We start from the raw sequence: 26,796 nt of genomic DNA on the forward strand, positions 1-26,796 counted from the left end.
TTCAATCTCATAAACGGTGCTGTTGGAATTATGAGATGAGACGTTTTTGCTCACCTATAATTCTTCTAATACTTTTTTCAGAGAGATAATAAGTCTGAGTAAGCTCGTAAACAGTAGTGCCATTTATATATTTTTCATAAATTTCATTATTTCTTATTTTAAGGTATCTTTTAATACCACTTTTTTCACCCCAGGCTTTATGGTTAGCCTCTTTCCTAGGGATATAAAGATATTTTCCATCTGCATATTCTTGTAGTTTTTTTAGTAGTTCTTCGGGTAACACATCTTGTGCATTGATATATTTCATTTTTTGCTCCTTTACTTTAAGTCTTAGGGTTAAAGCAAAGCATACAAAAAGGCTATGTGTTACAGAACCAAAATCTCTATATGTTCCAGCTAATTTAGCGATTTAGGCTCCAGACAAAGCATAGCTGACTTTGTTGTAGTCTTTGCAAGGAGCAAGTCGCTTTAGAGCTGAATGTACAATAGACTTTCATCAAAACACCTCCAATACGATAGGTGTATTATAGCACAAGAAATGCCTGCAAATAAGACTTTGCAGGCATTTTTAGTTTAGACTAATTCAGCAATTTTAGCATTAACCTTTTCACGAAGCTTTAAGAGGTAAGTTTCAGTGCGAGGGTATACGCTAAAGGTAATAGGTTCATCTGTATTTTCTTCAATAAGTGCAAGAACTTCTTCTCTTGAAGTAAGGCTTTCAAGAAGTTCAAAGGCACGTATGTCATGGAAGGCTTCAGCAAGCACTTTAAGACGGATAGACTCAAGAGCACCTTCCTCACCTGGATAAACTAAAAATGCATCGCCAGAAGGGAAAGTCATATCTGCATCTGTTACAAGGAATGGATTAATAGCTCTTTTTGAAAGATGGCTGTTGTAGAAGTTATACCCCCAGTGAAGGAAGCCGGGAATATGGTATTTATAAAGTTGTACACCTAAAATACGGTTACGGAAGCTAGGGAGTGCCATAAAGCGGTTGCTAACCTGAACACTTTGAGCACAGCAGTAGTAAGCCCATAAATTAGGTACTTTAGCTTCGATAAAAGGTGTAATATGGTCGTTAGCACATACTGGATAGTCAATAATACCTTTTTCATAGAATTCTAGATTTGAAAGTGCATCCATAAGTGGATAGCCTTCTAAATGTCCTTGTACAAGATCATGTGCTTCTTTATAATTATCAATTTGGTCAAGGCTTGGCTCATCAGAAATATGGAAGTAGCATTTACCTTGAAGGCCTTGACTATCTAAAAAGTTTTTAAGTGCTGGAAGAAAAGCATCTAAGAAAGCTTTATAGCTTTCATCTTTGGCAGCTACATGCCAGCCAAAGCGTTTTTGAAGTTCACCATTTACGCGTACCATAATCTTTGGTGTAGCATTTGCACCCCATTGTGTAAAGAGGTGAGAAATCTCAAAGTATTCCATGCCAGCTTCAGTAGCAAGCTTAATCCATTTTGCAAGTTTATCAAAGTTAAAGTGATAATGCCCTAAATCATCTAGTTCTATATCTACAAGCTGTACAGTAAGACGTTCACCGCCTACTTCTGTATCAAGTGGTGGTGTGAAAAGCGGTGTTAGGATCATATTAACGCTGTGTTTAGCAGCAGTTTGCATAAAGTTTGCTACTAAATCCCAGTAGCGTTCTGAGAATACTGGAACGTTATAAAACTGTGCAATACCATCTGTATGGAACCATTCAGTGTGAATCGTCTTTTGTTTTGGAAGATATGTATTTAAAACGCTTAAAGTAAAGGTATGTTCAGCTGCTATATTACCATTTCCATCTTTAAGAGAGATGGTAACAGGGTAGTCACCAGCAGTTAAGTCAGCTGGTGGTGTAAGGCAGAACCAAAGGCTACGCCACTGAGTTGGCATTACTTTAACAGCAGGTACTTTAAGTGGCATAAGTAAATCTGGAAGAAGTCCAGGTGTACGCATTAAGTAGTCTGCATCAGCTCCAGCATAGCAAGGGAAGTTAGAAGGTACAAGTTCTACAGAAGAAATGCTGATGTAGTCTTTAAGTTTAGAGTCGATTTCAATATGTATGTACTGGTGAAGCCAGTTTGGATTTTCACTGCTGTAGGCAACCTGAAAGTTAAAGCTTTCATTTAAACAGCACATAGGGTTTTCATAGAAAGCACTTGTAGGTTTTTCGTTTGGTAATACTTTTGCAAGTGAAGAAAGTAATACAGTTTGAAGCGTTGATGACATTTTAAATCCTCCTAGAATATAATAAAATATAATTTATAATAACATAAAATTGTGTAAAATTAAAAGCAGATTACCTAAAATATTAATAGGCAATCTGCTTTTTTGTTAAGCTGCCGGATGAATCGGCATATATAAAAACTCGGTTTGGGTTTTTCTTAGCCCATTGGCTAAATAGAATCGTATTAATCTCGATCTCATCTCCAATATCTTTTTAGGATTTTCTGATTTGACGCATTCTACTTTTCCATTACTTTTTTCAAGAGGATACGGAAATAGATATAAATCATTGACCTCCGGATGATGGATTTTAAGCCAGTTAGGAAGCTGCTGAAGTATATCACCTCCTAACCCTAAGCCTCTATATTCTTTTTCTAAGAAGAAGTCTGTAATATAAAAGACTACATGTGTATCAAGAACATTACTTAGGCTTTTGTAGAAGAGCAAAAGCTCATCTTCAATTTCTTTGTCTTGACATTTAAGCTTGTCGTCTCTAAAGCCACCGGCCTTAAGAGAGCCCACATCCATAACAACAGCGTTCAGATAACCGACAGTACGCGACTTATAAGTGATGCTGATGTAAAGTTCTTGTTTTTCAAGACTTTTGGCGTCAATCCTTTCACTTAAGATAATAAACTTGTCGGTACTATCAGTATCACTATCTGAATCATCTGATTCCATAAATATCCCTCCGTTTTTGAATTTAAAGCTACCTTAATAGCATAGCTTTATTATATCATTTTATGTGTAGAAAATATAAAAATATACTAGTAATTAATATTAAATTATTATGAATGCATTTTACTTAGAGAATAAGAAAATATATAGAATATATTTCATAATTTGTTAAAATGATTATATAAAATTATTTACAAATATTTTTATTAAATCCCTTGTATTTCTTTGCAAAAAGGAGTAAAACAAAGATGTAAGAACAAATAAAATCTAAATATTTTAGGAGGCGATGATATGTTTGGTTTAACACCTTTCAGAAAGGATCACACTATGTTACCAAGCAATCATGATTTTAATGATTTGGATACGTTCTTTAATGACTTCTTTAATGATGGTTTTATGCCAGTATTTTATGGCACATCCGGCGGTCAGGTGAAAGTAGATATTAAGGAAACAGATGTAGATTACAAGATTGAAGCAGAACTTCCTGGTATTCCAAAAGAAGACGTACAACTTGGTATTGAAAATAACAGATTGACCATTCATGTAGCACACAGTGAAGAGCAGAATGAAGAAAAGGATAATTACATTAGACGTGAGCGTAGAAGTTGCACCATGTCTCGTAGTTTTAACTTAGAAAATGTAAATACTCAAGCTATTACAGCAAAATTTGAAAATGGTATTTTACACATTACACTTCCTAAACAAGAACCAGGAAGAGTGCAAAAGCAAATAATTAATATTGAATGATAGATAAGTAAGGGGGTTGCTAGATGCAGCTCCCCTTTTTTATAGGATAAGTACTCCTTACTTCTTTAAGGAAGAGGATAAGGTAAGCGTACTTCTCAACGCGTAAGGGAACATAGGGGTTGGTAGAATCAAAAATGTGGCGCTAGCCACCTTCTTGTATTTTAGTTATTTAGAAGAGGATATAGATGTGGTATACTGACTCTAAATTAAATAAGAAGGGGATGAATGTGTGCGTGTAAATATGAATAGAAACAAAATATTTACCTATTTGGCCATTACTTTAACTTCCATAAGTTTTTATTTTGCAATGCAGAATTTTGATATGATAGTAGACTACATAGGAAAGGTTTTAGGGATTTTAAAGCCTTTTTTAGTAGGGATTGCAATAGCTTATTTATTATGGAGACCTTTAAAGTTTATTGAAAGTCTACTAGAGAAATTTATTTTTAGAGGAAAGGTATCTAAGGGAAATAGGCGTATAGTGGGGGTTATTGTACTGTATCTTATTGCAGCAGTAGTTATTGTATCCCTTTTCTCATTTGTGCTGCCTCAAATTATTGAAAATCTTACTATTTTAACAAATAACTTACCAGGTTATTTTGAAAGTATTAAGCAGTCTCTTGATACACTTCTTCGAAGTAGTGGTATGGATGGAGACATTTATCAATTTGTATCAGATCTTATTGGTGATTTATCTCAGATGATGATGCAAATAACGGCTAAAGTCCTTCCGATGCTTATTGACTTATCTGTAGGCGTAACCTCTACGATACTTAATACATTTTTAGCTATTGTGGTTTCGATTTATTGCTTAGTAGACAAGGAAACTTTCTTTGCTAAAAATAGAAAATGTATGCATGCCTTACTGCCTCAACGATTGATTGGACAAATCACTAGGATAGTAACCATCTTTGATGATACTTTTGGCAGATATTTTGTAGGGCAATTAACAGATGCTGTGATTGTGGGAAGTATTTGCTTTATGATGATGTTGACTTTTAAATTCCCATTCGCCCTTTTAATTAGTGTTATTGTCATGTGTACCAATGTGATTCCTTATGTAGGACCATTTATTGGGGCTGTACCAGGGACTTTTATTATTTTGATGACAGGTGGGTTTGGGCCGGCTTGTGGTTTTGTCCTTATGATTTTTGTTCTCCAACAGATTGATGGCAATATTCTTGTACCAAAGATTATTGGAGATTCTATTGGTATATCAGGATTTTGGGTACTCTTTGCTGTTATGGTAGGAGGCGGACTATTTGGTTTTATAGGTGTCCTCTTAGGGGTACCAAGTTTATCTGTTATCTTTAAACTAATCAAAGCTTACTCAGAGAAAAAATTAAGGCAAAAAGAGCTTCCGGTAGATACCAAGGCATATGAATAAAAAAGTGTTGAAATAAGTTGAAAAATTTTATAATCTAACACTATATTCTATTATTAATTCTAGGAGGAAGACATATGGCTGTGCCAATGCCCATTAAAAGAATTGCAGATTTTGAGAATTTAGGTTTTGGAATGTTTGTACACTGGGGGCTTTACTCTCAAGTAGGAAAAGGTGAATGGTATCAAGCTTTGCATAGCGTACCAAAAGCGCAGTATGAGGAACTTGTAAAGACTTTTCAAGTTGCACCTCATTATGCGGAAAATATGGTCAAAGTGGCAAAAGAAGCAGGAATGAAATATATTGTTCTTACGACAAGACATCATGATGGTTTTTCTTTATTTGATACAAAAGGACTAAGTACATATGATGCACCACATGCAATAGGAAGAGATCTTATAAGAGAATACGTAGAGGCATGCAACAAGTATGAGATCATTCCATTTTTCTACCACACAACACTTGATTGGCATGAGGCAAGTTTTAATGAAGATTTTAAAACTTATCTGAAATACCTTAGAGATTCAGTTGAAATTCTATGTAGTGAATACGGTAAAATCGGAGGCTTATGGTTTGATGGTAACTGGAGCAAGCCACACGAAGACTGGGAAGAAGATGCTTTATATGCAGTAATTAGAAAGCATCAGCCAGATGCGATTATTGTTAATAATACAGGACTATCTCATAGAGGGGAAAAAGGTAATATTGAAATTGATAGTGTAACCTTTGAGCAAGGTAGACCCTCAAGAATGAATCAAGATGGTGCTACAAAATATGTAGCAAGTGAAATGTGTCAGACACTGAATGACCACTGGGGTATAGGGAATAACGACTTTAATTATAAATCTTTACCAGAAATTATTGAGACACTCTGCTATAGCAGAAGAATGGGAGCTAACTATCTACTCAATGTAGGGTTAGAAGCAGATGGAACTGTACCAGGTATACAAGCTGCTATGCTCAAAGAAGTTGGGAAGTGGATTAAGCTAGAGGGAGAGGCTATCTACACAGGGAGACCTTGCGATGATCTATCAGGAGAAGGTTCTGACTTTATGCTTCGCATGGATGACCATACCCTTTATGCCTTCATCCATCACCTTAAAGTAACAGGTGATAGCAACGTAGTAGTAGGCGGTAGCGGAAGTGGCATGAAGAATTTCATTGGCCTAGATAGGGCAATTGAATCTATTGAATGGGTGGATAATAAAGAACCTCTAAGAGTGATTCAAGATACTGACACTAAACTTATGAGCTTTTATGCAACAGGTTTCCCTTATGGTACAAACACTGTAGTACGTGTAGCTAAAATAAAATTGAAATAGAAATTCTTAAAGTAAACATACATTTTCATATAACCTGAATACTTATGAAGTAAGACAATAAGTAAAGTGAGGGATAGATATGAGATGTACGTTAAAGGAATTTATAGCAGAGTATATGGAAACGCGATTGAGAGCTTACAAGATGCTTGGTCATGTAGGGTGCGATAAGCAAGTGAAAGCAAAAGATGCCCAGAAAGTTTGGAGTATGTATATGGGCATTATGGCTCAAGGTGATGATTGGCATAATGTATAGAAAAATAAGGCTACCTATTCGAGAAAGAGTAGGTAGCCTTATTTAATTTTTTATAGAATTATATTTCCTGTTTTTTGTTTAGATCTTTTCAGTTTCAGGAAGTATGTCTTCTGAAGATTCTTCTTGTGAAGATGTCTCCTCTTTAGTAAGTTCTGTATCTGAATCATCATCCTCTTTTTTATAGTAGATAAGGCTAATGACTTTTCCACTTACAGTTACAGCAATAAGTGACCAGAAAATCTGTTCAAAGCGTAAGTATGTAAGGGAAAGTCCGAGAACAGTAAAGTCTGTAATCATATAAACCCAGTTGACTTTAAGTGGTGTAAATTTAGAAACAAGAAGCGCAATCACATCATCACCACCTGAAGCACCGCCACCCCTTACAACAAGACCTACACCAACACCTACAAATAAACCAGCAAATAAACTTGCAAGGAGCATATGTTCCCCTAGACTAGGAACAAGAGGTCCTATAGCTTCCCAAATACTATAAGTAATAGAGAAGGTTATAGTAGAGAGAACAGAATAAATCATAAAGCTTTTACCAAAAAATCTGCTACCTAAGAAGAATAAAGAAAAGTCTAATACGACACTTGTAATAGAAGGAGATATATCAAACAGGTTTTTAAAAAGGAGTAGAAGACCTAAAATACCGCCTTCTGTAACACTGTTCTGATAGTTGAAGTTAAAGGTACCAAAAGAAAGTATGGTAGCCCCCAACAAAACAAGACTGATTTGCTTGATGGGCAATTTTTTTAGATAAGTATACATAAACGTCACCTCCTTTAAAAAAAGTATAAACTATGGCATAATACTAGAGTCAATGCACATTGTAAAAAAATAATAAGAAAAGAAGTGTAACATGAAAGCATACTATAAAATTGGGGAGATTTCTAAAATCTATGGTATTGGGAAAGATTCGCTTATGTACTATGAAGATTTAGGTATTCTAAATCCAGTAAGGGGAGAAAATGGGTATAGATTTTATAGCATAAGTGATATTTGGAGGCTCAACCTTATTAAAGAATTACGAAGTTTAGATTTCTCTATGAAGAAAATAAAAGATTATTTAGATGATAGGGACTTAGTCTCTACTCAAGCTATTCTAAATGAGGAAGCGACTTTAATAGATCAAAAAATAGCAGAACTTTTAGCACACAAACAAAATATTAATAGTAGATTAAAAGAAATAGAAGAAGTTGTAAAAGAGACTCAGTTTGATACGATTGAGGTTAAATGGATTAAAGAACGTAAGGCACTTCTTTTAAATGCTAATATTACAAGAGATGAACAGGTAGATTTTCTTATTCAGAAACTCCATAAAGAATATGAGGCTTCTTTTTATATTTTAGGTAATCATAATATAGGAGCTATTTTTGATTTTGAAGAAGTGAAGAGAGGGCGTTATAATGTGTTTCAATCAGTATTCTGTCTCTTACCTGATGAAGCGTGTCAATTTAACTTTGTCTTACCTGAAGGACACTATGTATCTTATCATTATACAGGACAGTATAAAAAAAATAAGATTTATCTAGAGAAGATGTTTACTTATATTAAAGAGCAAGGTTATCAGATTATAGGGAATCCAATAGAAATTTATAAATTAGATATCCATGAGACAGGCAAAGAAGAAGAATTTGTAACAGAGATACAAATTCCTGTACAATTAAAACAATAAATAGATAAGAAAAAACCAGTAATCTTTAATAAGTTTACTGGTTTTTGTTACAGCTGCTAGCGGGAATCGAACCCGCGACCTCTACACTACCAATGTAGGAGTGAAAATTAGGGATAAGAAGGTTACAATGCTTGAAAAATAAGGGGATTTTAAATAGGAGAGTGACTTGCTTAGGTGTGCAACATGGCAACACTATGCAATAAGTTTATATTATGATATAATAATTATAACATAAAGTATTGCATAAGGGGTAATTAGATGAATGCTGTTATAATACGAGGTCAAAAATTTTTTTGGACAACAAATCCAACAGAAGGGCTTTGGGATATCGAAGTTGGCTATGTGACTAGTGAAGATATATATATTGTAAAATTGACAAGTAACCTAAGAGGAAAAAAATATAAATATTATAAATTAAATGAACTTTATTCGAAAGAAGCTGAAATTATCCATAAGCTTAGAGAATTTGGATTTATCGATAAAGGTATGTATGCTAAAATTATCGATTATATCGAATACCTAAGAGTTTGTGATACTGAAGTTGTTGAACTTGAGGGGTCACTTAGCAAGTATCTGCTCAATGAAGATATTGAGGCTGAAGCAAATAGAGCATACGAAGTTGTTAAGGAATATGTGCAAGATAACGCTGAGTTTTTTCCGACACGTTCTAGTAACAAGTATGAAAATGGTGAAAGTCAAGGGGTCATCTTTGATGATGAAGCTAATATAAAAAAATATGGGGCGCAAACTATAGTTATCCACAAAGCTCCACTAGTAGCTCTATTAAAAGAAGAGTTTGATTTGATGAGCAAGTCGAAACATAACGCAATCTTTGAAGAATGGATAAGACAAGATATCCTATTTAGGAACAAGACTGTTAAAGAGAATCGTTATCAATGCAAAGACCTTGTTTTAAAGGATGGCATGACTGGTAAGTCACGTAAAGATGGTTATGTTTTAAAATGGAAGAGTTCAGATGAAATCCTCTAAAATCTCCATAATCTCCCGAATGGGTGGCAAATATCAGCTCATCGATAATATTGTTCCCCTCATTACACAATGTGCTGTAGACTATAGCATAACAACATACGCAGAGCTTTGTGGTGGGGGTGCAAGGGTTCTTCTAAATCTTCCAAACAATCTCTTTGAACATCGCATCTACAATGAGATTGATATTGGAATTTGTAATATTTTTCAAGTTCTTCAAAATAAGCTCTATACGGCAGAAATGATGAGTGTGCTCGAAAAATATAGATATAGTCGTGAAGTGTTTGAAATGGCTCGTAATGAACTAAAAATAGATAAAGTACAGAAACATTTAAATCTGATTGAGCGAGCGACCTACACCTATATAGCAGTTACTCAAAGTCGAGCATCCAATATGGTGACTTATAGTCCAAGTGGTGAATATGATATGGGGTACTACGATAAGCTATCAAAACTAAAAGAATATCATTATTTATTAGAAGGTATTGAGATACAAAATCAAAATTGCATGATATTATTAGAAAAGTATAAAAACAACAAAGATATTCTTATCTATCTTGACCCACCCTATAATCCATTAGCAATGAAGAATCCTAAGACCTATGCAGAGCATTCATGGACTGTGGAACAGCATAAAATATTAGTGGATAGGTTATTAGAAACAAAGGCAAAAGTTATTTTAAGTGGTTATGATAATCCAATTTATGGAGCATTAGAAGATGCAGGATGGCTCAAAATAAAATTAAAAGATGTTCATATAGCAAGCTCGGTGAGTGACCGAAAAGAGAGTGAATATATATGGATTAACTTTGAAGTAAGTCCATATATACTGCAGAAAATAAGTATAAATGATTAAGACCCGTAGACCCATAGCACCCATAACTTTTTTAGAAAGCGTATAAGTTATTTCAGAAATAGGTCATTCATATAAAATAAGCTGTTAACAGATAGATTGAGTAAGACAATGGGTTAAAGCATAAGAGAATAGCGTATAGGCTTAAGAAATAGCTTAAATCTTAAGGTTATTAGGTATTTAGGATAGGACTGTGATTTATTGGTTTAACATAAATACTACGAAATGCTAAAAATAACAGCATTTAAAATAAGAGTATATGTGCAAAACGCACAAATATATAAAAAATATAACCTGACATATCAGTTATTCGTTATGTTTTATTCTTTATAAAAATAGCAATGTAATTTAGAGAAAACAGACCAACAATTTAAAAAATGCATTTTTCACCCGTGATAAGGATGGCGTTTATGGGGGTAAGGGGGTTGGGGAAAAGGGTTGTTAGGTTTGCTGAGGTTGTAAAAGTGACTTAGTCATTTGTGGTGAGTGACATTCAAACGTGATATTCAACACAGCACAATGGATAGGTTACAACACAAGGCATTGTTCAACAGTTCCTATCTGTTCGAGTTGTTCAATAAGACAGAGCACTTCTCATTGGAGGAGTGCTTTTTATATTTCATCAACCTTCATTTCATTCTGACTTTCCTAGTAGTTCATTTCTTCTATTTTTTATGCAATTAAAAATCTAATGAAAGTATCACAATAGAACTTCACAATAACAGACTTTTCAAATCCATTATTTGCATAAATTCTTTTCAATCCCACTAATAAGCTAAAACTAGGTGAATGAACTCGTTTATGATTTCATTTGCGTCTTATTAAACTTGTTAGGTATATAACATTTAAAAAAATAATTAAGAATTTACAGCTCATGAACTGACAAAAGTTATAGTAGATATAGACAGTAGGTGACGGAATATTTCACGCAACTTCAAACAAAGTTGAACTAATTGCTACTGAGGTTCGCATAGATGAAAGCAATTCCTCAATCTGACCAATATAGACAAAGTGGTTGATGTAATTGGAATATACAGATAATATGAAAAAAATCAGACAATAACTTGCGATGTCTGATTTATCTACGTTATAATTGATGTAAGTTTTAAAAAAAAGATTAAATAAGGGAGACTTTAAGAATGTATTCAAATAAGAATAAAAGTAGTTCTGGTATTAGGTATTTAAGTAATTGGTTGTTTATGTTTTACTAGGGGGTAATATATATAAATATTTCTTCGAGTATTAACAATTGTGTTATATTCATGGTAATATCAAAGCATAACAAAAGATTAAGAATATACTAAATAAAAATAAAAGTTAAGTGAGGTCGATACAAATGAAATCTAAATCTGTAAGAAAAATGTTATGTGGCTTACTCGTTACTTCAAGTGTACTCAGTGTGGCAACTCCAGTATTCGCTCAACATCCTAGCGATAAAGACGGTGACGGAAAAATCGGTAAAGTAACGCTTTATAAAACTGAAAATGTACAATCAGATAACAGTGGTGACTACCTCTTAGAAATTAAACTTGAGGAAGGTTGGACACCATATGCAGATGTACAAATTACAGTAGGTAAAGGTTCTTTATGTACATCTTACGATAAAGGACATACTCAAACAGATGGAACTAATGAGTACATCTTAGAGGGTGTAGTAGGTGCTACACTGAGAGACGTAGACAATTTAGGTACAATATTCAGAGGAAAACTAACAAACCCTAAACAAGGTGGAATTATAGAAGTACCAATCAATCTTTGTAAAGAACATAATAGAGGCGAACTTGTAGGTCAAGCGTACCTTAACGTAGCTGTAAATGAGCATACAAAATTCTATGCTCAAGGTGGTCTAGACTTTACCGATGCTAAACCTATCAGCGAGAGGGGTAACGAACCAACACAACCTAACAAAGTGTACAAAGAAGACGTAAGATTTACAATAGGCAAATCAACCTATACTATTACAACTAAAGAAGGCAAACAAATCACAAAATCAATGCAAAACGGAGAAGCACCTTTCATGTCTAACGGTAGAACAATGATACCAGTTCGTTATGCAAGTGAAGCACTTGATGCTAGTGTAGAGTGGAATCCTGCAGTAAAAGAAGTCATTGTTAAAAAAGATGGGGTAACAGTAAGACTTCCATTAAATAGTCAATATGCAATCTACAGTGACGGCTCTAAAGCAGATATGGGTGCTAAGACTGTACAACGTAACGGTAGAACTTACGTACCAGTAGGAGCGTTAGGCAGAATGCTTGACGCTACAATGAGTTGGGATGACGCAACTCAAACCGTTATTTTTGCTAAATAAAATACATAGTAAAATTAAAAGTACACTTCGAGAGAAGTGTACTTTTTTTGCATTTAAATTTTTATAAGTGAGTAAAAGTAGTTTTTTCTAAAGGCATTTAGTTTTTTCTATGTTTGAACTGACTGGAGAAATTATCAAACAGATAAGTTCTTTCAGATAACTGACAGCAATCTATATTAGTAAAAGTAGAAGGTTAGAATAAAAGTTTTCATCAGATTATTATTTTTGAGGGGGTATTTATTTTTTAATTTTAAGGGGTGAAGCCTAGACATTTTAAAGTTTTCTACTTTATAAATATCAAAATTAGGATAACTTTAGTATGCTTATTCTAATTTTTAAGAGAGGGGTTAAAATTTTATGTTTCTTAGAAAATTATATGAGGCACACTTCACAATTAAAGAATGTCTGTCACTTTATACCGAGGGGTCACCTGAGTGGCAATTAGAACAGGATAAGATGAAGCTCTTAAAAATGATTATTCAATTTATCAAAACAGAGGGTGTGAAGCAAGCTCCTGCAAAGGCTAAATTAGATGCTATCATGACAACTCATTTTGACTATGCTCGTGTAGCGAGCATGTTTAACACTACGGTAAATAGTATTAAGGCATCTATAAGCTATCTATCCAAAAGTATCGAAAGTAAAGTAGGGGTCGACACACTTGACCTGCTTTTAGCAGGTGACCTTGAGTCTGCTCGATCTAACTTTCAGGCTTGTAGCAATATTTATAATCTTAATGACTTAATAATTGGCGACATTGCTAATAGAATTCCTTTGCGTGTTCCTAAAGAGATGGATTTAGGTTGCTGTATAGGTGAATTGGAATTTTTAAAGTCTGTAAGTCTTCCTTATATAAGGAAAGAGTTCACTAACCTATCTTTAGAAAAACTTATTTTAATCAGGTATATCCTAGAAACTAGCGACAGTAGGTATTCGAATGAGAAAAGGCTACTTCATGCATACATATTAGGTAACATGAGTAGAGAGAATTTCTTATTCTCTTTAGAATAGGGGTAGCAATTTAAAAAAATTTTTTCTACTAAACTGACATACAAAAAAATTAACACTTGAAAACAGACATTAAGTATAAAGGTGTAGCAGGTAAGTAAAATGCTATAAAAAAAATTAACAGTCCTTAAGGAGGAAATAAAAAATGAAAAAAATAATCGAAGGTAAAATCTACAACACAGAAACAGCTATTCTACTAGGTGAATACTCTAACGGTCTTTCACACAGCGATGCAAGATTTTTAGAAGAGGCAGTTTATGTAACAAAAAAAGGAGCGTACTTCCTTTATGGTGCTGGTGGAGTTATGACTAAATATATGGAGAGAGCTGGAAACACTAGTTGGGGAACTTCAACAATCACAGTTTTAACAGAAGAGGAAGCATATAAGTGGCTTGAGAAACATAATAAGTGGCAAGTGATAGAGGAGCGTTTCAGTTCTTATATCGAAGAAGCTTAAATAAGTAAGGGGTAGCATTCTTAGGGATGTTACCCTTTTTACGTCTGACAGGCTATCTATTTAGTAGATATGGACTGTAAAAATAGCATAATTTCACGCACATGCTCTATAAAGGTGTAAATAAAAAAGAAAGTGGGGTGATTAAACTATGGTAGCTTATAAATGGGGAACTTTTTGTGATACTGAGTTTGATAAGCTAATTTTAAAAGTTTCCAATGAGTTTGATGATGACGCTGAGGAGTTCTTTTCAGAGTGTTTATACAAAAACAGGAGTAATATGTTATATCTGCATATCACTTGGGGGAGACGTTCTAATTCTCCTGCTAAGAGATGGCTTATTAAAGAGTATGGCTCAATAACTGATGACACAATTATTCTTGTTGATAGAGAAATGTGTAAAGCATGGTTAAAACATCATAGTAGGTATGAAGATATTGAGCAGTGTATTTTTGGAGCTGATAGAGTGATAAGGTATGCTACTAATATCCTATTAGGGGCTGGAGAGTTTGAAGAATTTTAACACTTAAGTTTCCAACCTTTGATAAAAAGGTCTATTCTTTTTATTAAAGATTAAAAAATACTTCTTTTATAAAGCATTTCTAACATTTTTAGGGTGATATGTTGAAAAAGGCAGTTTTCACCTTAGTTAAAATTTAATGAGTTAAGGCTTTTAGTGGTTGTAGAAATTAGGGTGATAAACTTTCCTGTGTGTAGCATAAAAAGTTAGGTGGAGTAGCATTTTAAAAGGCATTTATTCCTTGTCAATGTGACTGGTCATTATATTAATTATAAAACTTTAATGAGGAGGTCTCAATAATGACGAGAATCTATAAATCTTTAATTCTTGCACAGTTAAATAATTATAGTAGCAGAGAGAAAATGTTAGCTTATTACATCTGTTATGTGAGGGTAGTGTTACCTTGGGAGGATACTGTTTATATCGCTACTCAGAATAAGGAACTTTTTGCTGAGTTTGTAAAAGGCTTAGGGGCAGTCGATGCTTCCTATTTAGAAGAGTTATTTAAAGATTATGATATCTGTGTAGCAGAAGGCGATGCTTGTGGTGAAATGGCACTTTGTATTAAATCTAATGCTAAGGGGTTTTTAGAATTAGCTGTAGCTACTATAGATATTTCTGATAGAGCTGTTCAGCTTGTTCCGGTTCATGTAGTGACTGAAAAACTTGCTACCTTACATGCGAGGTTAAAAAGGGGAGAGGTTCTTATCACCTATAAAACACCTTCAGGCATTCAAAGCTTACAAACCAGTTTAAACTGGTTTGATGTAGATGTTTGGGGTCAGGGAGTTGCTAAAAGTAAGTGGTTGGAAATTAGTCAATTATCGGATACATATGGTGATATTGGTGAGGTCATTCTTCCAGACCTTAATCAACCTTATCCAAATTATAAGCATATCAATGTGCTAGATATTCTAAAGGTTGAATTAATAGAGGAGTAGCTTATTTTAAGACAGTCATTAGGGCTGTCTTTTCTTATTTATATAGGGGTAGCATATTAAATATAAATAACGCATTGTAAAACGGACATTCAATTATATTATTTGTAGTAAAAAATCTTATTTAAGTTTAAAAGGAGGTTTTTTGATGTTTCCAATAAGTGAAAAAGTCAAACGAGCATACAGTTGGTTAAACAGGGGTTTAACAATTGAACAATGTCTAGACGTTCCTGCTCATTTCAACTTATATAAAATTGCTCATAAGCAAGGGGTTTTGATTGATTTTTTCAAACCATCAGGTTGTCATTGTTCTAGGCCATTAAGTCAAATATCAGGTTTAGCAAACACACCTATGGATATTCAGATAGCTCAGGTTCAACAGGAGCTATTAAAAGGTTTTGGTCTAAACTTGGGGGATGACTTTTATAATCTGCATCTTAATAATCTACTAGTAAATTACTTACTTTATAGCTCACTGTGCTATGTACAGACTGAGGGACAAAATGGACTTGATAGCTACTATGTTACTAAACAGGTAGCGATTATTGAGGGGTTAAAACCCTTTATTAATTCTAAGGACATCGCTAAATTAAATAAAGGCTATTTCAATGACCGCTATGGAACTGAATTGTCTGAATTAACAGAGTCCAAACATAAAGTGATAGTACTTCGACCTGATGCTGATGGGTATCATCTAGGTAAAGGCATTTTTTATAGTAATAGCAGAAATAATGCGATATATCCTGCATATGTCCTTAGGGGTTATAAAAAAGCGTTACTTGGGGTTTTGAAACGCAGAGTAATTCGTATTAGTTGTTTAGATAGTTTAGGTGGAGATATTAAGTTTGTGACAACACTCAATGGCGATGCATTGTGTAAATGGTTAGGAGTATCTGAGGTAAATAGGTGTCAACCTATATGGCGACAGGTTGAGGGGTCATATTGTGAGGCTAACCTTACACTTCCTAATCTCGATGTTAGGAATGAGTTTATAACGATTAATTTGCTACACATTAAAAATGTGCAAATTCTTCCTTAATAGAGGTAGCTCCAAAAATGCGCTACGCTAAATCCTAAACTGTAGGGGTATAACCTTATAAAGTAGGTGTTTAAATCCTTACAAAAGCGTATACGCTGTCTAAAATCCTATGTTCTCCCACTGGCTGTATTTAATTTCAGCCTGTGGGTTTTATAAGGCTTCCTGCTTACCAAAAGTGTGCTTTTGGGAGACTCCTTGTTAGCGATATAGAAAATGCTCTATTTGTAGTAGGGGTTCTTTCAAAAGCTCTCTCAAAAGGTATTACCTAAAACCTCTTTCAAAACCTTGTTAGTTATATGGAACCACTTCCTAAAAAGATTTTTACTATGCAACATCATATATAAAGAAAGAAGTGATTTATATGGCAATTAAAACGTTTGGTTATGCTCGTGTTAGTTCTACTGACCAAAATCTTGCTAGACAGCTCGATGCTCTTCAACAGTTCGGTGTTATTGAGTGTGATATCTTTCAGGAAAAAATTTCAGGGGTTAAAAAAGATAGACCTGCATTTGAAGCTCTAAAACAACAACTAAGAGAGGGCGATACTGTAGTTGTTGAGTCCTTGTCTAGGCTCTCACGTTCTGCTAAAGATTTATTAGCTTTAGTTGAGGAGTGGGATGCTAAAGGTATCAAATTTATATCCTTAAAAGAGAATATAGACTTTTCCACTCCCACAGGTAAGCTCATGTTGGGTATGCTATCTAGTATGGTTGAGTTTGAAAGAAATATTATGCGAGAACGTGCTGACGAAGGTCGAGCAGCCGCTCGTGCTCGAGGTATGACTGGTGGAAGACCTAAAGTGAATCAGGAAAATTTAAAGAGAGCACTTCGCATGTATGATAGTAAACTTCATTGTGTCAGAGAAATATGTGAGGTCTGTCAGATAAGTTCTTCCACCCTATATCGTGCAATTAATGCGAGGTCAGTTGAAGAAATACATAAATAGAAAAGTTATTAAAATTCGCCCCTAAGGTTAAAAGCAAGCATAGTAGATAGCTTGTACAGACTGTAAGGTGCTTTTTTAGTGCTTTTAAGCATCTTAATATTGGGGTAACTGATAAATTTTTTCTAACGAACGGACATGCGTGCAAAATACTGATATTAAAACAGACATTGCTTATTCCTTATGAAATAAAAAATAAGGAGGGCATTGTATATGTCTAGTTTAGTAAAAGTTTTAAGAGAAAAGTATGGTCGTGAGTTTATCTCAGTAGAAGAGTTAAGTGGTGAGTTAGGTGTTAGTGTAAGCGAGCTTATAATGGAAGCTAAAAGTAAAAAAATAAAAGTAGTAAAAATTGGAAGAAATATACAATTACCTTTAAAAGGTATTGAGTGTATGCTTAGCGATGAAGAGTTAAATGATAACGAATATCAAAATTTACTTGACCAAGTGGCAACATCTACGGTAACATCTGAACAAGAAATTTCAGATGAAAGAATAGAAGTAGTGGAGTGTGATGTTGATATGTCTAAAGGTTGTATTACATATGTACAGTCAACTAACAGGTGGCTATACCAAATAGATTTGGGTAAAACACCAGATGGTAGACGTATAAGAAAATCAAAGAGTTTTAAAAGTGAAAATGAGGCAAAAGAAGCATTGAATATAGAACTTGCTCATTTAAATGAAATTTCACAAGAAGTACAAGAGAGAGGTATCTACTGGAAAGGGAATCTTATAACAAGTCAAACTAAACTTAAAGACTTTTTTGAATACTTTCTTTCATTACGTACAGTGAAACCTCATACTATAGAGGGGTATTTTGAAACAGCGAGACAAATAGCAAGAGACTTAGGTGAAGTACCACTTCAAAATCTAACAGCGAGTGTCCTTACAGAGTTTTTTAATAACTTCAAAAAACAATATGCACAAGCAACTATTAATAAAACATTCGGCATCTTTAAAAGAGTTTTAGAATTTGCAAAGGAATGCGAGCTTATAGAAAAAAATCCAATGTCCAATATGAAATTACCTAAGACAACTAAAGAAGGGGAGGTTAATAAACAAGTATATAAAGCTTTCAAAGATGATGAATTAAAACAGGTTCTTAAAGCTTGTAAAGAGTATAGTCAATGTACCTACACAATGGCTAAAGTGTTGCAGTATACAGGACTTAGACCAGGTGAACTACGAGCACTTGAGTGGTGTGATGTAGACTTTGAAGTAGGGGTAATACATGTTAGGCAAGCAGCCACACAGGAACGTGAAGGCATGACGCTAGAAAATAGGGGAACAATTAGAGCAGTTATTGGAACAACTAAGACACCTTATAGTATCCGTAAAATTCCAGTTAATTCTGAAGTGCTTGAGGTACTTAGAGAGTGGCAGGACTTTATTAAGTCTGACAAGAGTTATGAAAAGGCTAGAAAATGTGAGTATGTTTTTCCATCTACAAGAGGTGGGCTGATAGGAAGCACTGGCTTAAGTGTTAAGTTTCGCAAGGCGATGCAACAGGCAGGACTTCATGGGAGAGGGTATGAATTGTATACATTTAGGCATACATTCTGTACTAACTTGATTAAACAAGGGGTTGATATTCCAACAGTTCAGAGACTTATGGGTGATAATACTACAGATGTTATCTTAAAGATATACACATCGGTTGAAGAGAGAGACCTTTTATCTGCAACTAAAAAGTTGAAAGGATATTTTGAGAATAGAGACTTATAATAGAGTAGTTCATTTAAAGAGACACCTGTATAAAATGTTGGTGTCTCTTTAGTATTTTTATCAAAATTATTATGTAAAATGGTAAATTTATGCTATACTAAAGAGGTTAAATAAAACCATGCAGGGTGGCATGGGGGTTGTATGTTACCCTCCTGAGGGCTGTGAAGTAGTGTAAATTACATCATAACTCGAAAGGGGGTGCTATGGATGGAATTTGTACTCATGACAATCTTGGTTATAGTGATTGCATTAGCGATTATTATATATCCAAAGAAAGATACTTTTATTGATAAAGTTAAACTTAAAGGTAGTTTTAAATCCTTTGAATTAGAAATTAGTGCAAAACAAAAGAACTGTCCACCCGTTACGAAAGACAGTTCTAACTTAGATAAATAAATTGTAAGTTTTCATAGCCCCAAATACAAAACATTCAGGGAGCATCAGTGTTACCAGCACTGGTGCTTTCTTTATACCCATATTATAACACAACTTCAATAGAATTAAACACTAAATTTTTATAGTTAAAGGAAATAAACAAAATATAAAAGTTAGCTTTAAGAACTAACTAGAATAATATAAACAAAGCTCCTTTCTTATACTCGAATAGAGATATGAGAGGAGCTTTTTACTTTGTAAAGGATTTGATTAACTCACCAAGAAGTTTGATTTGTTCAGGAGAAAGCTTTTGAGAAATATCTAAGAGTTCTTGAAGATGTGGAGGTAAATCTTTAGGAGTATTAAAAAATTCACTTAAAGTAATACCTAAAGCGTCACAAATAATAGAAAGCGTTGGAACATCAGCAATTCTATTATTATTTTCTAATTTACTGATAACAGCTTGAGAAAGGTTACAAGCTTTAGCAAGTTCAGTTGTAGTCAATCCCTTTGCAGTTCTGAGTTGTTTTAATCGTTTGGCAGTATCCATTTTTATCACCTATATTCTATTTTGGAATAAATCTATTGAGTTTATTGTAAAAAGTGAGCATGCATAAAACAAATAAATTTCTAAAACAGAATAAAAAACTTGAAATCAATTCATATATAGAATAATATAGTGTTATGGAGGTGTTCGCAAAACTATGCATAATATTAAAGAATTAAGAGTGTTAAATCAATTAACACAAGTAGAATTAGCAAAGCAAGTAGGTATGACCCAAGCACAAATTTGCAAAATTGAAAAAGGTGAGAGAGCTTTAAAAGCAGAAGAAGTTTTACTCTTTTCACGAGTATTAGGTGTAACAGCTGTAGAAATTCTAAAGGAAAGTATTTAAGGGTTTAAGTTGTATAAGAAAATAAAAGTAGGTACTCTTGGTGCTATTATAAATCAAATAAAGATAAACTTAAATGAGAGGAGAATTAAAATTATGTGTAAAAACAAGTTAAGACAAGTACTTATGTCAGGGGCATTAGCAGTTTCAGTAGTTCTAGTTGGGGCATCTCCTACATATGCATATACAAATAAGATGCTATCTCATCACTTCACTGCAGTAAGTGAATATAAAAATAATACATTTAGCGATGTAGCTTTAAAAGACTGGTTCTCTAGTAGTGTTCAATCTGTTTATGAGTTAGGATTAATGGCAGGAGAATCAGAAGATAAGTTTAACCCTAATAGTTCCATTACAGTAGCACAAAGTATAGCAATAGCATCACGAGTACATGCAATTTATCATACAGGTTCACAAGATGTATTAAATAAGTATAGTGGTGATAAGTGGTATTCAGGGGTAGAACAATATGCAATTGAAAATGGCCTTATTAAACAAGGTGATTTTACGAGTGAGAGTATGAATAGACCTGCTACAAGAGCAGAACTTATTTACATCTTAGATGGTGCAATCCCAGATACTATGCTAGAACCTATCCATTCAATAAGTAATATTAAAGATATGAGCATGAGTAGTAAGTATAGTAGTGAAATGTATAAAATGCTTAATGCAGGGGTAATCAGTGGCTACCAAGATAACACTATTAAACCTAATAATAAAATTACAAGAGCAGAAACAAGTGCAATTGTAAACAGGTTGATTAAACCATCTGAAAGAGTAAAGATAGAAAATATAGCGAATGCTAAGCAATATGATTCAACTTTCCATGTGCAAGTTAATGGAGCGATAATGAAAAATAGCGATATGGTAAGTGCAACATTTGAACTTACTGATAGTAAGGGGAATTCATTTGGGACGCTGACTACTAGTAAGGAGAATGCAACAGAATGGTATTCCAATATCTTAAAGTTTAATGTACCTAAATATAAGGAAGGCGATGTATTCAGACTCTATTTACGAAATTATGATGCAAATGTAGAAGGGGTCTATTTTAACTCGATTGAGGAGTTGGAATTAAAGAAAAATCATTATGTTGAAATTAAAGTGACACAAGGAATAAGTGAAGACACAAATAAACCCATACTTTACGGAGCAAGTGAAACAGAGTACATACCTGAAATAAATATATTTGCAACAAACCCTAATAACATAGGTATTGCTTTTGAATTAGATGGACAATACAAAGATGGCATTTATTTTTATGTAAAAGATTTAGTAACAGGGCAGGAAACGGGGTATTCAAGCATAGATACTTATATTCCTTACCTGAAGGAGAGTAACTCTCAATTAGAGGTTACCTTAGAAAGTGAGCATTTTGTGATGGTTATAGATGGAAAAGAAACGAAAAGTACTTTAATAGATTTTAATAAGTATGAGGATGGACTTATTAAGTTGAAAGTTAAAAAGATTAAGTAGATAAGTAGGCTATTCAGCTCATAATAGTTAATTGTGATAGAGGTAAAGAATTAAAGGAGGATTCATGATGTGGAGTCAAATTAGAGATGGATTACACGCATATGAAGTGAGTAAGCGATTTGGTGCAGTAATGTTTTGGGAGACAGTGGTAGCAAGTTGTATTATAGGAGGGATTAATGATTCCTTATGGGCAGGGGTCATAGCATTTCTTGGAATATTAATAGCATGGAGCTTACCACTTATAGGAACAATTATGATGGTAACAGTATCAGGGCTATATGGTTATCTTGTATGGGAAATATTACGTCTATTTGGCGTACATAGTGCACTTTGTTTTTTAGGATTGGCACTAACCTTTTTGGTGGCATTTGGAAGTCATGTGATGACAGCAGGTAATGGCTGATAATGAAGTGAAAGAAAAAGGTTAAACATTATATCAAGAGGTGGTTCCAGTGAATAACAAATTATTAAATGTGGTTAAATCTATAGGTGTAGGAGCATTGCTTATAGGAGTAAGTGGAATGAGTAATCTATTATATGCAAATACAGTAGATACAGCTCTAGCTAAAGGGTATTATAATGTTTTAACAGATGTTATTAAGACACATGGTATCTATAAAGATAGAGGAGAGGTAAGAGGGAATGGTTTAGTCTATGCAAATCTTCAAGATTTTGAAGGGGATGGCATTCCAGAACTCTATATGATACGTTCACAAAATGATGAAAACAGTATAGGTGGATATGTAGAATCTATATGGGGGTATAAGTCAGGCAAGGCTTATCCTATCTCATCAGAATATAATAATATAAGACATCGTAGAGATAGTCGAGACATCTATATGACTAAAATAGAAGGCAAAGATTACTTGGTACATAGAACACAATTATCTCATGGGCATGGAAAGTCTCCTTATGATAATGTAAGTATAGACGATATAGCAATTTATACAGTAAAAAGTGGAAAATTAGTAAAGATTGAAGAAGTAAAAGGTTTATGGGAATCAACAGTTGATGATTCTTTAAAGGAACGCAAATCATTCACTCAGATACAAGGTGGTAAAACTAAAACAATCACTGAAAATACTTATAATAATCTAATGAAGAAGTACACAGCAGGAATACTCATTTGTTATGGTGAAGCAGGCTCACCTGCATTTAGTATTGATACTTCAAATGGCAATGAGCAATTTATGAAGTTCTATAAGGAACTCGATAATAAGGTAAATAAGGTGAATGCTTCTATTAAAGATGTTTATCCTATTAAATCTAAAGAAGAAAAAGAACAAATAGGAAGATTTTTATCAAACTTTCCTTATGCATTGAATTCTTTTAAGTTTGATATTAATAGTTATAACGATCATGAGTTAATAAAGGTAGCACATATTAATCAATTTGATGGTTTAATAGATTTAGGAGGTGATAGGTTCGATGGTACAACAATTAATAATTGGCACTATGATGCTTATAAGATTGATATTGTAGATAAGTATATCCATGACTTGTTTGGGGTAAAACCAGATATTAATAGAACAACTTCAAAAGATTTTTTCAATTACTACAAAGCTAAAGATAAATATTATTTTCCGAGTATGGAGAAAGGGTCAGGAGTGTTAAAATATGGAACAGATATTAAAAATATGTATGCATTAAATAACACAACATATTGCGTAACCTTTGATTTATATGAATTTGATTCTACTTGGCTAGAAGACAATAATGAGGATTGGATGAGACCATATAGTTCTTGGAGTAAAGAAGAAAAACAGTATGGAGAATTACGAGGAACAGGCTATGCAGTCGTTAAACAAGTTTCTCAAAATGGTAAGTTAGGATGGAATCTTGTAGAGTATCATAAAGATGGTGGGATTTTATCAAATAAACAATTAGAAGCACTTCAGAAAAAATATAAATAGTCAGGATTGAAAGTATATATATACATATAATGCATCTCTTGTTAAGCAAGGGGTGCATTTTTCAGTGCTTATTGTACAGGTAGGTAGTTTTATAGGTGATAGATGAAACATTAAATAATATGTGTCACGACTATTATGTAATGAATATTGAACTGAGAATATACAAAAATTCTTTTTGTGATTTCACATCAAGTAGAACTTTAAGAATAGCGTACTGCTTAGAGTATTAGCAAGATACTATAACTAATAAATTAAGTAAGGGGTAGTTGTTGACACTACGATATCAAATGGGATAGGGTTCGATGTCCCTCACCTCCATTGGTGAAATTCCATCTTTCAGAAAATTTAATCTGATAGAGGGGATTTTTGTTATAAAATATACTTAAAAGAAAATAGAATACCTTAGGTTTATAGAATGATAGGTGATTCATATCGTATAGTTGAATAACTTCTAAATATAAAATCTGAGAGGTTAAGTTATGGGAGGACTGTTGATAAATACACATTTTTTAAATTACCCCTGGACTTTTAGGTTTACTTATGGTAAATTATATAAAGTACAGGAGGTGAAACTATGCCATATGCTATAGACTTATTTTGTGGAGCAGGGGGCATGAGTGAAGGCATAATACAGGCTGGATTTCATATCCTATTTTCAAGTGATATAAATGCAGATGTAGAAAAGACATATGTAAATAGGCATGAACAGTTAGGATTGCTTCAAGGCTATAATACATATTTTTGCCGAGAAGATATTAGAGAACTCACAGGAGAAGTAATTTGGAATGCTATCCGTAGTCTTGAATATTTCAGAAATCAAGGAATAGTAATTCAAGAAGTAGACTGTATTTTTGGGGGACCACCCTGTCAAGGATTCAGTAGAGCGGGTAAAAGAGATATTAACGACCCTAGAAATTTATTGTTTAAAGAGTATCTAAGAGTAGTAAGTGAAATTAATCCAAAGTATGTAGTGATGGAGAATGTAGAGGGATTTAATGATACTAAATTTAAAGGATTTGTAGGCGTTACAGGGCAAAAGTATCCAGATGGAACTACTGCTCCACAGATTCTAAGAAGTGAATTTCATTTATTAGGATATAACACTTTAGAACCAAAAGTGCTAGATGCATCTGATTATGGAGTACCACAAAGACGCAGGAGAGCTATATTTCTTGCGTATCGTGAGAGTGAACAAGCTCCAATGTATCCACAGCCAATGTACACAGAGGAAGAAAAAGTTACTGTGTTAGATGCTATAGGAGATTTAATTAAAAATGCTAGAGTGCGTAGAGTAGTAAATCCCGAGTTAACAGAATATCAAAGAGATTCAATTACAGGTAGAACTTTTAGAGTTGATGGGCTATTGCCTAGTAATGATGGTGTATTATACAATACGGAATTATCTACTCATTTACCATTTATAGTTGAGAGATTTTCTTTATTTCAGGAGGGAGAAGATGGGCAAGCAGTAAGAAAACGTATATTAAGTCAAGGTATTAATTTACAAAGAAAAGGGTATCTAGTAACAGAATGTTGTAAAAAACTAGGGATGAATGAAAAAGAGTTGATTAAGTTATTCAAAAAAGGGCAAGTAACAGATGAAATGTTGGATGCATTACTTACAAGAAAGACTATCCGTACTAGATTGGATAGAAATAAAACATCATTAACAGTAGTAACATTACCAGATGATTATATATCACCATTTGAAGATAGAACATTTTCAGTTAGAGAAATGGCAAGATTACAGTCATTTGATGATAATTTTATGTTCTTAGGTAAAAGGACTACGGGTGGAGAGAGAAGAAAATTAGAAGTACCACAGTATACACAAGTAGGAAATGCAGTCCCGCCATTATTAGCAAGAGCAATAGCACTAGAGATACGGAAAGCACTGGATGCATAATATGCATTCAGTGCTTTTGTGATACTAAAAATTAAAATAGGAGTATGTGGTAGAAAGGTTAGCAATTTCAGTGCTAAGAGAAGTTAAATGACTATTTGCATGACCATTAGCAAGGTTTCGGGTTAACATTTCTTTTAAGGAACTTGCAACACCAGATTTAGTTGGCAATCCCCAGTAATTGCCTCCAGAAAGACTATTAACACGTCTAACACATGTTGAGTTAGGATTTAGACTTGCCTTTGCATCAGCAGAAATAGTTGGAACAGTAACAAAAGAATAAGTAAAATCTTTTGCATTATTGATTGAATAGCCATTTTGACCAATGTAAATACTACGTTTAAAAGTAGTAGCAGAGTATACCATATCCCAGAGCATTGGAATCTGAGCATTATCATTCCAATTTGTTTTACATTGTATGATATGAATTTCAATCTCATTAAAATCTCTTTCAACAAGAGCATTAATAACATTCAGATAGTTGAACTTGCTAATAGTAGTTCCCCTTGATGTACGTGTAGTGCTAGTAGGAACTATATTACCATTAGTATCTTTTATAACAATAGATTCTTTTGGTATAGAATATTCTAGCTTATCTGGAAAAGTTATTGCTACTAAGTCAGATTCAGTATTGGATGCAAAAGTGTTATAGGTAACTGTGATAGCATCGCTAATTGGTGGAGGTATTAACTTTTTAGAATGTTTAATAATCACAGTACGTCTGCCAATTGAGCAGAGATTTAGATACCAACAGACAAGAGCTTCCCATGCATTCCCACCAGTTGAAACAGCTTTATTATCTCTGCCAGAAGGGGCAGTGGTTGTGAAGATTTGAGAGAGTTTATCTCCTAAATCAATAATATTTCTTGAAGATGTATTAGGTTTATAAGAATTGATTATAGGTTTCCAAGTTACCCAACTACTAGAAAAGCTACTGGTACTAAATAAGTTATTGATGGACTCTTGCCTTAAATACTCAATTATATTTTGAGACATTAACTCACCTCCTTTCAAATTAGAATATAATAAGTATATCATTGTAAAAGCATGTAATAAAGTTTATTTATGATTATTAAATATATTGGATTAATGTTCAAACATCATTTTGATATGCTCTATGCTTCCAACAGAGAGTGTGTTAAAAAAAACATTTACAGAAGAGGGAGT

The 26,796-nt window shown here is 33.6% G+C and carries 27 protein-coding genes; 21 read left to right on the forward strand and 6 right to left on the reverse strand.

Annotation, left to right across the window (positions count from 1 at the left end; translation table 11 throughout):
• Positions 1-28: 28 nt before the first annotated feature.
• The 3 genes from H8718_RS01190 to H8718_RS01200 form a co-directional block, all read right to left on the reverse strand.
• Positions 29-409, reverse strand: coding sequence for a CD3324 family protein (locus H8718_RS01190; RefSeq protein ID WP_330597570.1), 381 nt, complete (start codon positions 407-409; stop codon positions 29-31).
• Between the two features lie 164 nt (positions 410-573).
• Positions 574-2,229 carry a DUF4091 domain-containing protein gene (locus H8718_RS01195; RefSeq protein WP_249331219.1) on the reverse strand — a complete coding sequence of 552 codons (1,656 nt, stop codon included), beginning with the start codon at positions 2,227-2,229 and terminating at the stop codon, positions 574-576.
• 105 nt (positions 2,230-2,334) lie between these two features.
• Positions 2,335-2,907 carry a hypothetical protein gene (locus H8718_RS01200; protein WP_249331220.1) on the reverse strand — a complete coding sequence of 191 codons (573 nt, stop codon included), beginning with the start codon at positions 2,905-2,907 and terminating at the stop codon, positions 2,335-2,337.
• Between the two features lie 288 nt (positions 2,908-3,195).
• Here H8718_RS01200 and H8718_RS01205 point away from each other — a divergent pair, with 288 nt between their 5' ends.
• The 4 genes from H8718_RS01205 to H8718_RS01220 all read left to right on the forward strand — a co-directional run bounded on the left by H8718_RS01205 (position 3,196) and on the right by H8718_RS01220 (position 6,610).
• Complete coding sequence (locus H8718_RS01205; RefSeq protein ID WP_249331221.1) at positions 3,196-3,651, forward strand: Hsp20/alpha crystallin family protein; 456 nt, start codon at positions 3,196-3,198, stop codon at positions 3,649-3,651.
• Positions 3,652-3,880: 229 nt separating this feature from the next.
• Complete coding sequence (locus H8718_RS01210; RefSeq protein WP_249331222.1) at positions 3,881-5,038, forward strand: AI-2E family transporter; 1,158 nt, start codon at positions 3,881-3,883, stop codon at positions 5,036-5,038.
• Between the two features lie 74 nt (positions 5,039-5,112).
• A complete protein-coding gene (locus tag H8718_RS01215) occupies positions 5,113-6,357 on the forward strand; it encodes an alpha-L-fucosidase (protein ID WP_249331223.1) in 1,245 nt (414 codons plus the stop codon).
• Positions 6,358-6,436: 79 nt separating this feature from the next.
• Positions 6,437-6,610 carry a hypothetical protein gene (locus H8718_RS01220; RefSeq protein ID WP_249331224.1) on the forward strand — a complete coding sequence of 58 codons (174 nt, stop codon included), beginning with the start codon at positions 6,437-6,439 and terminating at the stop codon, positions 6,608-6,610.
• Between the two features lie 78 nt (positions 6,611-6,688).
• On the opposite strand, the gene H8718_RS01225 is transcribed toward H8718_RS01220, so the two are convergent.
• On the reverse strand, positions 6,689-7,381 hold the full coding sequence (locus tag H8718_RS01225) for a YitT family protein (RefSeq protein WP_249331225.1): 693 nt from the start codon (positions 7,379-7,381) through the stop codon (positions 6,689-6,691).
• Between the two features lie 91 nt (positions 7,382-7,472).
• On the opposite strand from H8718_RS01225, the gene H8718_RS01230 reads away from it, so the two are divergent.
• From H8718_RS01230 to H8718_RS01285, 12 genes are all read left to right on the forward strand, one after another.
• Positions 7,473-8,288, forward strand: a complete 816-nt coding sequence (locus H8718_RS01230; protein ID WP_177669183.1) for a MerR family transcriptional regulator — start codon at positions 7,473-7,475, stop codon at positions 8,286-8,288.
• A gap of 258 nt (positions 8,289-8,546) precedes the next feature.
• Entirely contained in the window at positions 8,547-9,278 is a 732-nt protein-coding gene (locus H8718_RS01235) for a hypothetical protein (RefSeq protein ID WP_249331226.1), read from the forward strand.
• The gene (locus tag H8718_RS01240) at positions 9,265-10,131 is read left to right on the forward strand and encodes a DNA adenine methylase (RefSeq protein WP_249331227.1); all 867 of its coding nucleotides are present in this window, start codon (positions 9,265-9,267) and stop codon (positions 10,129-10,131) included. The genes H8718_RS01235 and H8718_RS01240 overlap by 14 nt, the downstream gene beginning before the upstream one ends.
• Positions 10,132-11,464: 1,333 nt before the next feature.
• Positions 11,465-12,439, forward strand: a complete 975-nt coding sequence (locus H8718_RS01245; protein ID WP_249331228.1) for a stalk domain-containing protein — start codon at positions 11,465-11,467, stop codon at positions 12,437-12,439.
• 357 nt (positions 12,440-12,796) lie between these two features.
• Entirely contained in the window at positions 12,797-13,450 is a 654-nt protein-coding gene (locus tag H8718_RS01250) for a hypothetical protein (RefSeq protein WP_249331229.1), read from the forward strand.
• A 142-nt stretch (positions 13,451-13,592) separates the two neighbouring features.
• A complete protein-coding gene (locus tag H8718_RS01255; RefSeq protein ID WP_249331230.1) occupies positions 13,593-13,904 on the forward strand; it encodes a hypothetical protein in 312 nt (103 codons plus the stop codon).
• Between the two features lie 148 nt (positions 13,905-14,052).
• Complete coding sequence (locus H8718_RS01260; RefSeq protein ID WP_249331231.1) at positions 14,053-14,424, forward strand: hypothetical protein; 372 nt, start codon at positions 14,053-14,055, stop codon at positions 14,422-14,424.
• Between the two features lie 296 nt (positions 14,425-14,720).
• Positions 14,721-15,362, forward strand: a complete 642-nt coding sequence (locus H8718_RS01265) for a hypothetical protein (RefSeq protein ID WP_249331232.1) — start codon at positions 14,721-14,723, stop codon at positions 15,360-15,362.
• 145 nt (positions 15,363-15,507) lie between these two features.
• Entirely contained in the window at positions 15,508-16,398 is an 891-nt protein-coding gene (locus H8718_RS01270; protein WP_249331233.1) for a hypothetical protein, read from the forward strand.
• A 361-nt stretch (positions 16,399-16,759) separates the two neighbouring features.
• A complete protein-coding gene (locus tag H8718_RS01275; RefSeq protein ID WP_249331234.1) occupies positions 16,760-17,344 on the forward strand; it encodes a recombinase family protein in 585 nt (194 codons plus the stop codon).
• Between the two features lie 210 nt (positions 17,345-17,554).
• The gene (locus tag H8718_RS01280) at positions 17,555-19,069 is read left to right on the forward strand and encodes a tyrosine-type recombinase/integrase (protein WP_249331235.1); all 1,515 of its coding nucleotides are present in this window, start codon (positions 17,555-17,557) and stop codon (positions 19,067-19,069) included.
• Positions 19,070-19,276: 207 nt separating this feature from the next.
• Positions 19,277-19,465, forward strand: coding sequence for a hypothetical protein (locus H8718_RS01285; RefSeq protein WP_249331236.1), 189 nt, complete (start codon positions 19,277-19,279; stop codon positions 19,463-19,465).
• 229 nt (positions 19,466-19,694) lie between these two features.
• On the opposite strand, the gene H8718_RS01290 is transcribed toward H8718_RS01285, so the two are convergent.
• Positions 19,695-19,994, reverse strand: a complete 300-nt coding sequence (locus tag H8718_RS01290; protein WP_249331237.1) for a helix-turn-helix domain-containing protein — start codon at positions 19,992-19,994, stop codon at positions 19,695-19,697.
• Between the two features lie 154 nt (positions 19,995-20,148).
• Here H8718_RS01290 and H8718_RS01295 point away from each other — a divergent pair, with 154 nt between their 5' ends.
• The 5 genes from H8718_RS01295 to H8718_RS01315 all read left to right on the forward strand — a co-directional run bounded on the left by H8718_RS01295 (position 20,149) and on the right by H8718_RS01315 (position 25,632).
• Entirely contained in the window at positions 20,149-20,340 is a 192-nt protein-coding gene (locus H8718_RS01295; RefSeq protein WP_249331238.1) for a helix-turn-helix domain-containing protein, read from the forward strand.
• A gap of 93 nt (positions 20,341-20,433) precedes the next feature.
• The gene (locus H8718_RS01300) at positions 20,434-21,813 is read left to right on the forward strand and encodes an S-layer homology domain-containing protein (protein ID WP_249331239.1); all 1,380 of its coding nucleotides are present in this window, start codon (positions 20,434-20,436) and stop codon (positions 21,811-21,813) included.
• A 67-nt stretch (positions 21,814-21,880) separates the two neighbouring features.
• Positions 21,881-22,216, forward strand: a complete 336-nt coding sequence (locus H8718_RS01305) for a hypothetical protein (protein WP_249331240.1) — start codon at positions 21,881-21,883, stop codon at positions 22,214-22,216.
• Between the two features lie 49 nt (positions 22,217-22,265).
• Complete coding sequence (locus H8718_RS01310; protein WP_249331241.1) at positions 22,266-23,726, forward strand: hypothetical protein; 1,461 nt, start codon at positions 22,266-22,268, stop codon at positions 23,724-23,726.
• 574 nt (positions 23,727-24,300) lie between these two features.
• Complete coding sequence (locus tag H8718_RS01315; protein WP_249331242.1) at positions 24,301-25,632, forward strand: DNA cytosine methyltransferase; 1,332 nt, start codon at positions 24,301-24,303, stop codon at positions 25,630-25,632.
• 24 nt (positions 25,633-25,656) lie between these two features.
• Here the strand turns inward: H8718_RS01315 and H8718_RS01320 are convergent, their stop codons facing one another.
• Positions 25,657-26,625, reverse strand: coding sequence for a hypothetical protein (locus H8718_RS01320; RefSeq protein WP_249331243.1), 969 nt, complete (start codon positions 26,623-26,625; stop codon positions 25,657-25,659).
• Positions 26,626-26,796: the final 171 nt, after the last annotated feature.

The organism is Zhenhengia yiwuensis (genome assembly GCF_014384995.1).
In the GTDB taxonomy this organism is placed as follows: domain Bacteria; phylum Bacillota; class Clostridia; order Lachnospirales; family Cellulosilyticaceae; genus Zhenhengia; species Zhenhengia yiwuensis.

Excerpts from the sequence above, each read along its gene's own strand:
- H8718_RS01195 (WP_249331219.1), bottom strand. The coding sequence starts at position 2,229 with ATGTCATCAACGCTTCAAACTGTATTACTTTCTTCACTTGCAAAAGTA.
- H8718_RS01200 (WP_249331220.1), bottom strand. The coding sequence starts at position 2,907 with ATGGAATCAGATGATTCAGATAGTGATACTGATAGTACCGACAAGTTT.
- H8718_RS01205 (WP_249331221.1), top strand. The coding sequence starts at position 3,196 with ATGTTTGGTTTAACACCTTTCAGAAAGGATCACACTATGTTACCAAGC.
- H8718_RS01215 (WP_249331223.1), top strand. The coding sequence starts at position 5,113 with ATGGCTGTGCCAATGCCCATTAAAAGAATTGCAGATTTTGAGAATTTA.
- H8718_RS01220 (WP_249331224.1), top strand. The coding sequence starts at position 6,437 with ATGAGATGTACGTTAAAGGAATTTATAGCAGAGTATATGGAAACGCGA.
- H8718_RS01225 (WP_249331225.1), bottom strand. The coding sequence starts at position 7,381 with ATGTATACTTATCTAAAAAAATTGCCCATCAAGCAAATCAGTCTTGTT.
- H8718_RS01230 (WP_177669183.1), top strand. The coding sequence starts at position 7,473 with ATGAAAGCATACTATAAAATTGGGGAGATTTCTAAAATCTATGGTATT.
- H8718_RS01235 (WP_249331226.1), top strand. The coding sequence starts at position 8,547 with ATGAATGCTGTTATAATACGAGGTCAAAAATTTTTTTGGACAACAAAT.
- H8718_RS01240 (WP_249331227.1), top strand. The coding sequence starts at position 9,265 with ATGAAATCCTCTAAAATCTCCATAATCTCCCGAATGGGTGGCAAATAT.
- H8718_RS01245 (WP_249331228.1), top strand. The coding sequence starts at position 11,465 with ATGAAATCTAAATCTGTAAGAAAAATGTTATGTGGCTTACTCGTTACT.
- H8718_RS01250 (WP_249331229.1), top strand. The coding sequence starts at position 12,797 with ATGTTTCTTAGAAAATTATATGAGGCACACTTCACAATTAAAGAATGT.
- H8718_RS01255 (WP_249331230.1), top strand. The coding sequence starts at position 13,593 with ATGAAAAAAATAATCGAAGGTAAAATCTACAACACAGAAACAGCTATT.
- H8718_RS01260 (WP_249331231.1), top strand. The coding sequence starts at position 14,053 with ATGGTAGCTTATAAATGGGGAACTTTTTGTGATACTGAGTTTGATAAG.
- H8718_RS01265 (WP_249331232.1), top strand. The coding sequence starts at position 14,721 with ATGACGAGAATCTATAAATCTTTAATTCTTGCACAGTTAAATAATTAT.
- H8718_RS01270 (WP_249331233.1), top strand. The coding sequence starts at position 15,508 with ATGTTTCCAATAAGTGAAAAAGTCAAACGAGCATACAGTTGGTTAAAC.
- H8718_RS01275 (WP_249331234.1), top strand. The coding sequence starts at position 16,760 with ATGGCAATTAAAACGTTTGGTTATGCTCGTGTTAGTTCTACTGACCAA.
- H8718_RS01280 (WP_249331235.1), top strand. The coding sequence starts at position 17,555 with ATGTCTAGTTTAGTAAAAGTTTTAAGAGAAAAGTATGGTCGTGAGTTT.
- H8718_RS01285 (WP_249331236.1), top strand. The coding sequence starts at position 19,277 with ATGGAATTTGTACTCATGACAATCTTGGTTATAGTGATTGCATTAGCG.
- H8718_RS01290 (WP_249331237.1), bottom strand. The coding sequence starts at position 19,994 with ATGGATACTGCCAAACGATTAAAACAACTCAGAACTGCAAAGGGATTG.
- H8718_RS01295 (WP_249331238.1), top strand. The coding sequence starts at position 20,149 with ATGCATAATATTAAAGAATTAAGAGTGTTAAATCAATTAACACAAGTA.
- H8718_RS01300 (WP_249331239.1), top strand. The coding sequence starts at position 20,434 with ATGTGTAAAAACAAGTTAAGACAAGTACTTATGTCAGGGGCATTAGCA.
- H8718_RS01305 (WP_249331240.1), top strand. The coding sequence starts at position 21,881 with ATGTGGAGTCAAATTAGAGATGGATTACACGCATATGAAGTGAGTAAG.
- H8718_RS01315 (WP_249331242.1), top strand. The coding sequence starts at position 24,301 with ATGCCATATGCTATAGACTTATTTTGTGGAGCAGGGGGCATGAGTGAA.
- H8718_RS01320 (WP_249331243.1), bottom strand. The coding sequence starts at position 26,625 with ATGTCTCAAAATATAATTGAGTATTTAAGGCAAGAGTCCATCAATAAC.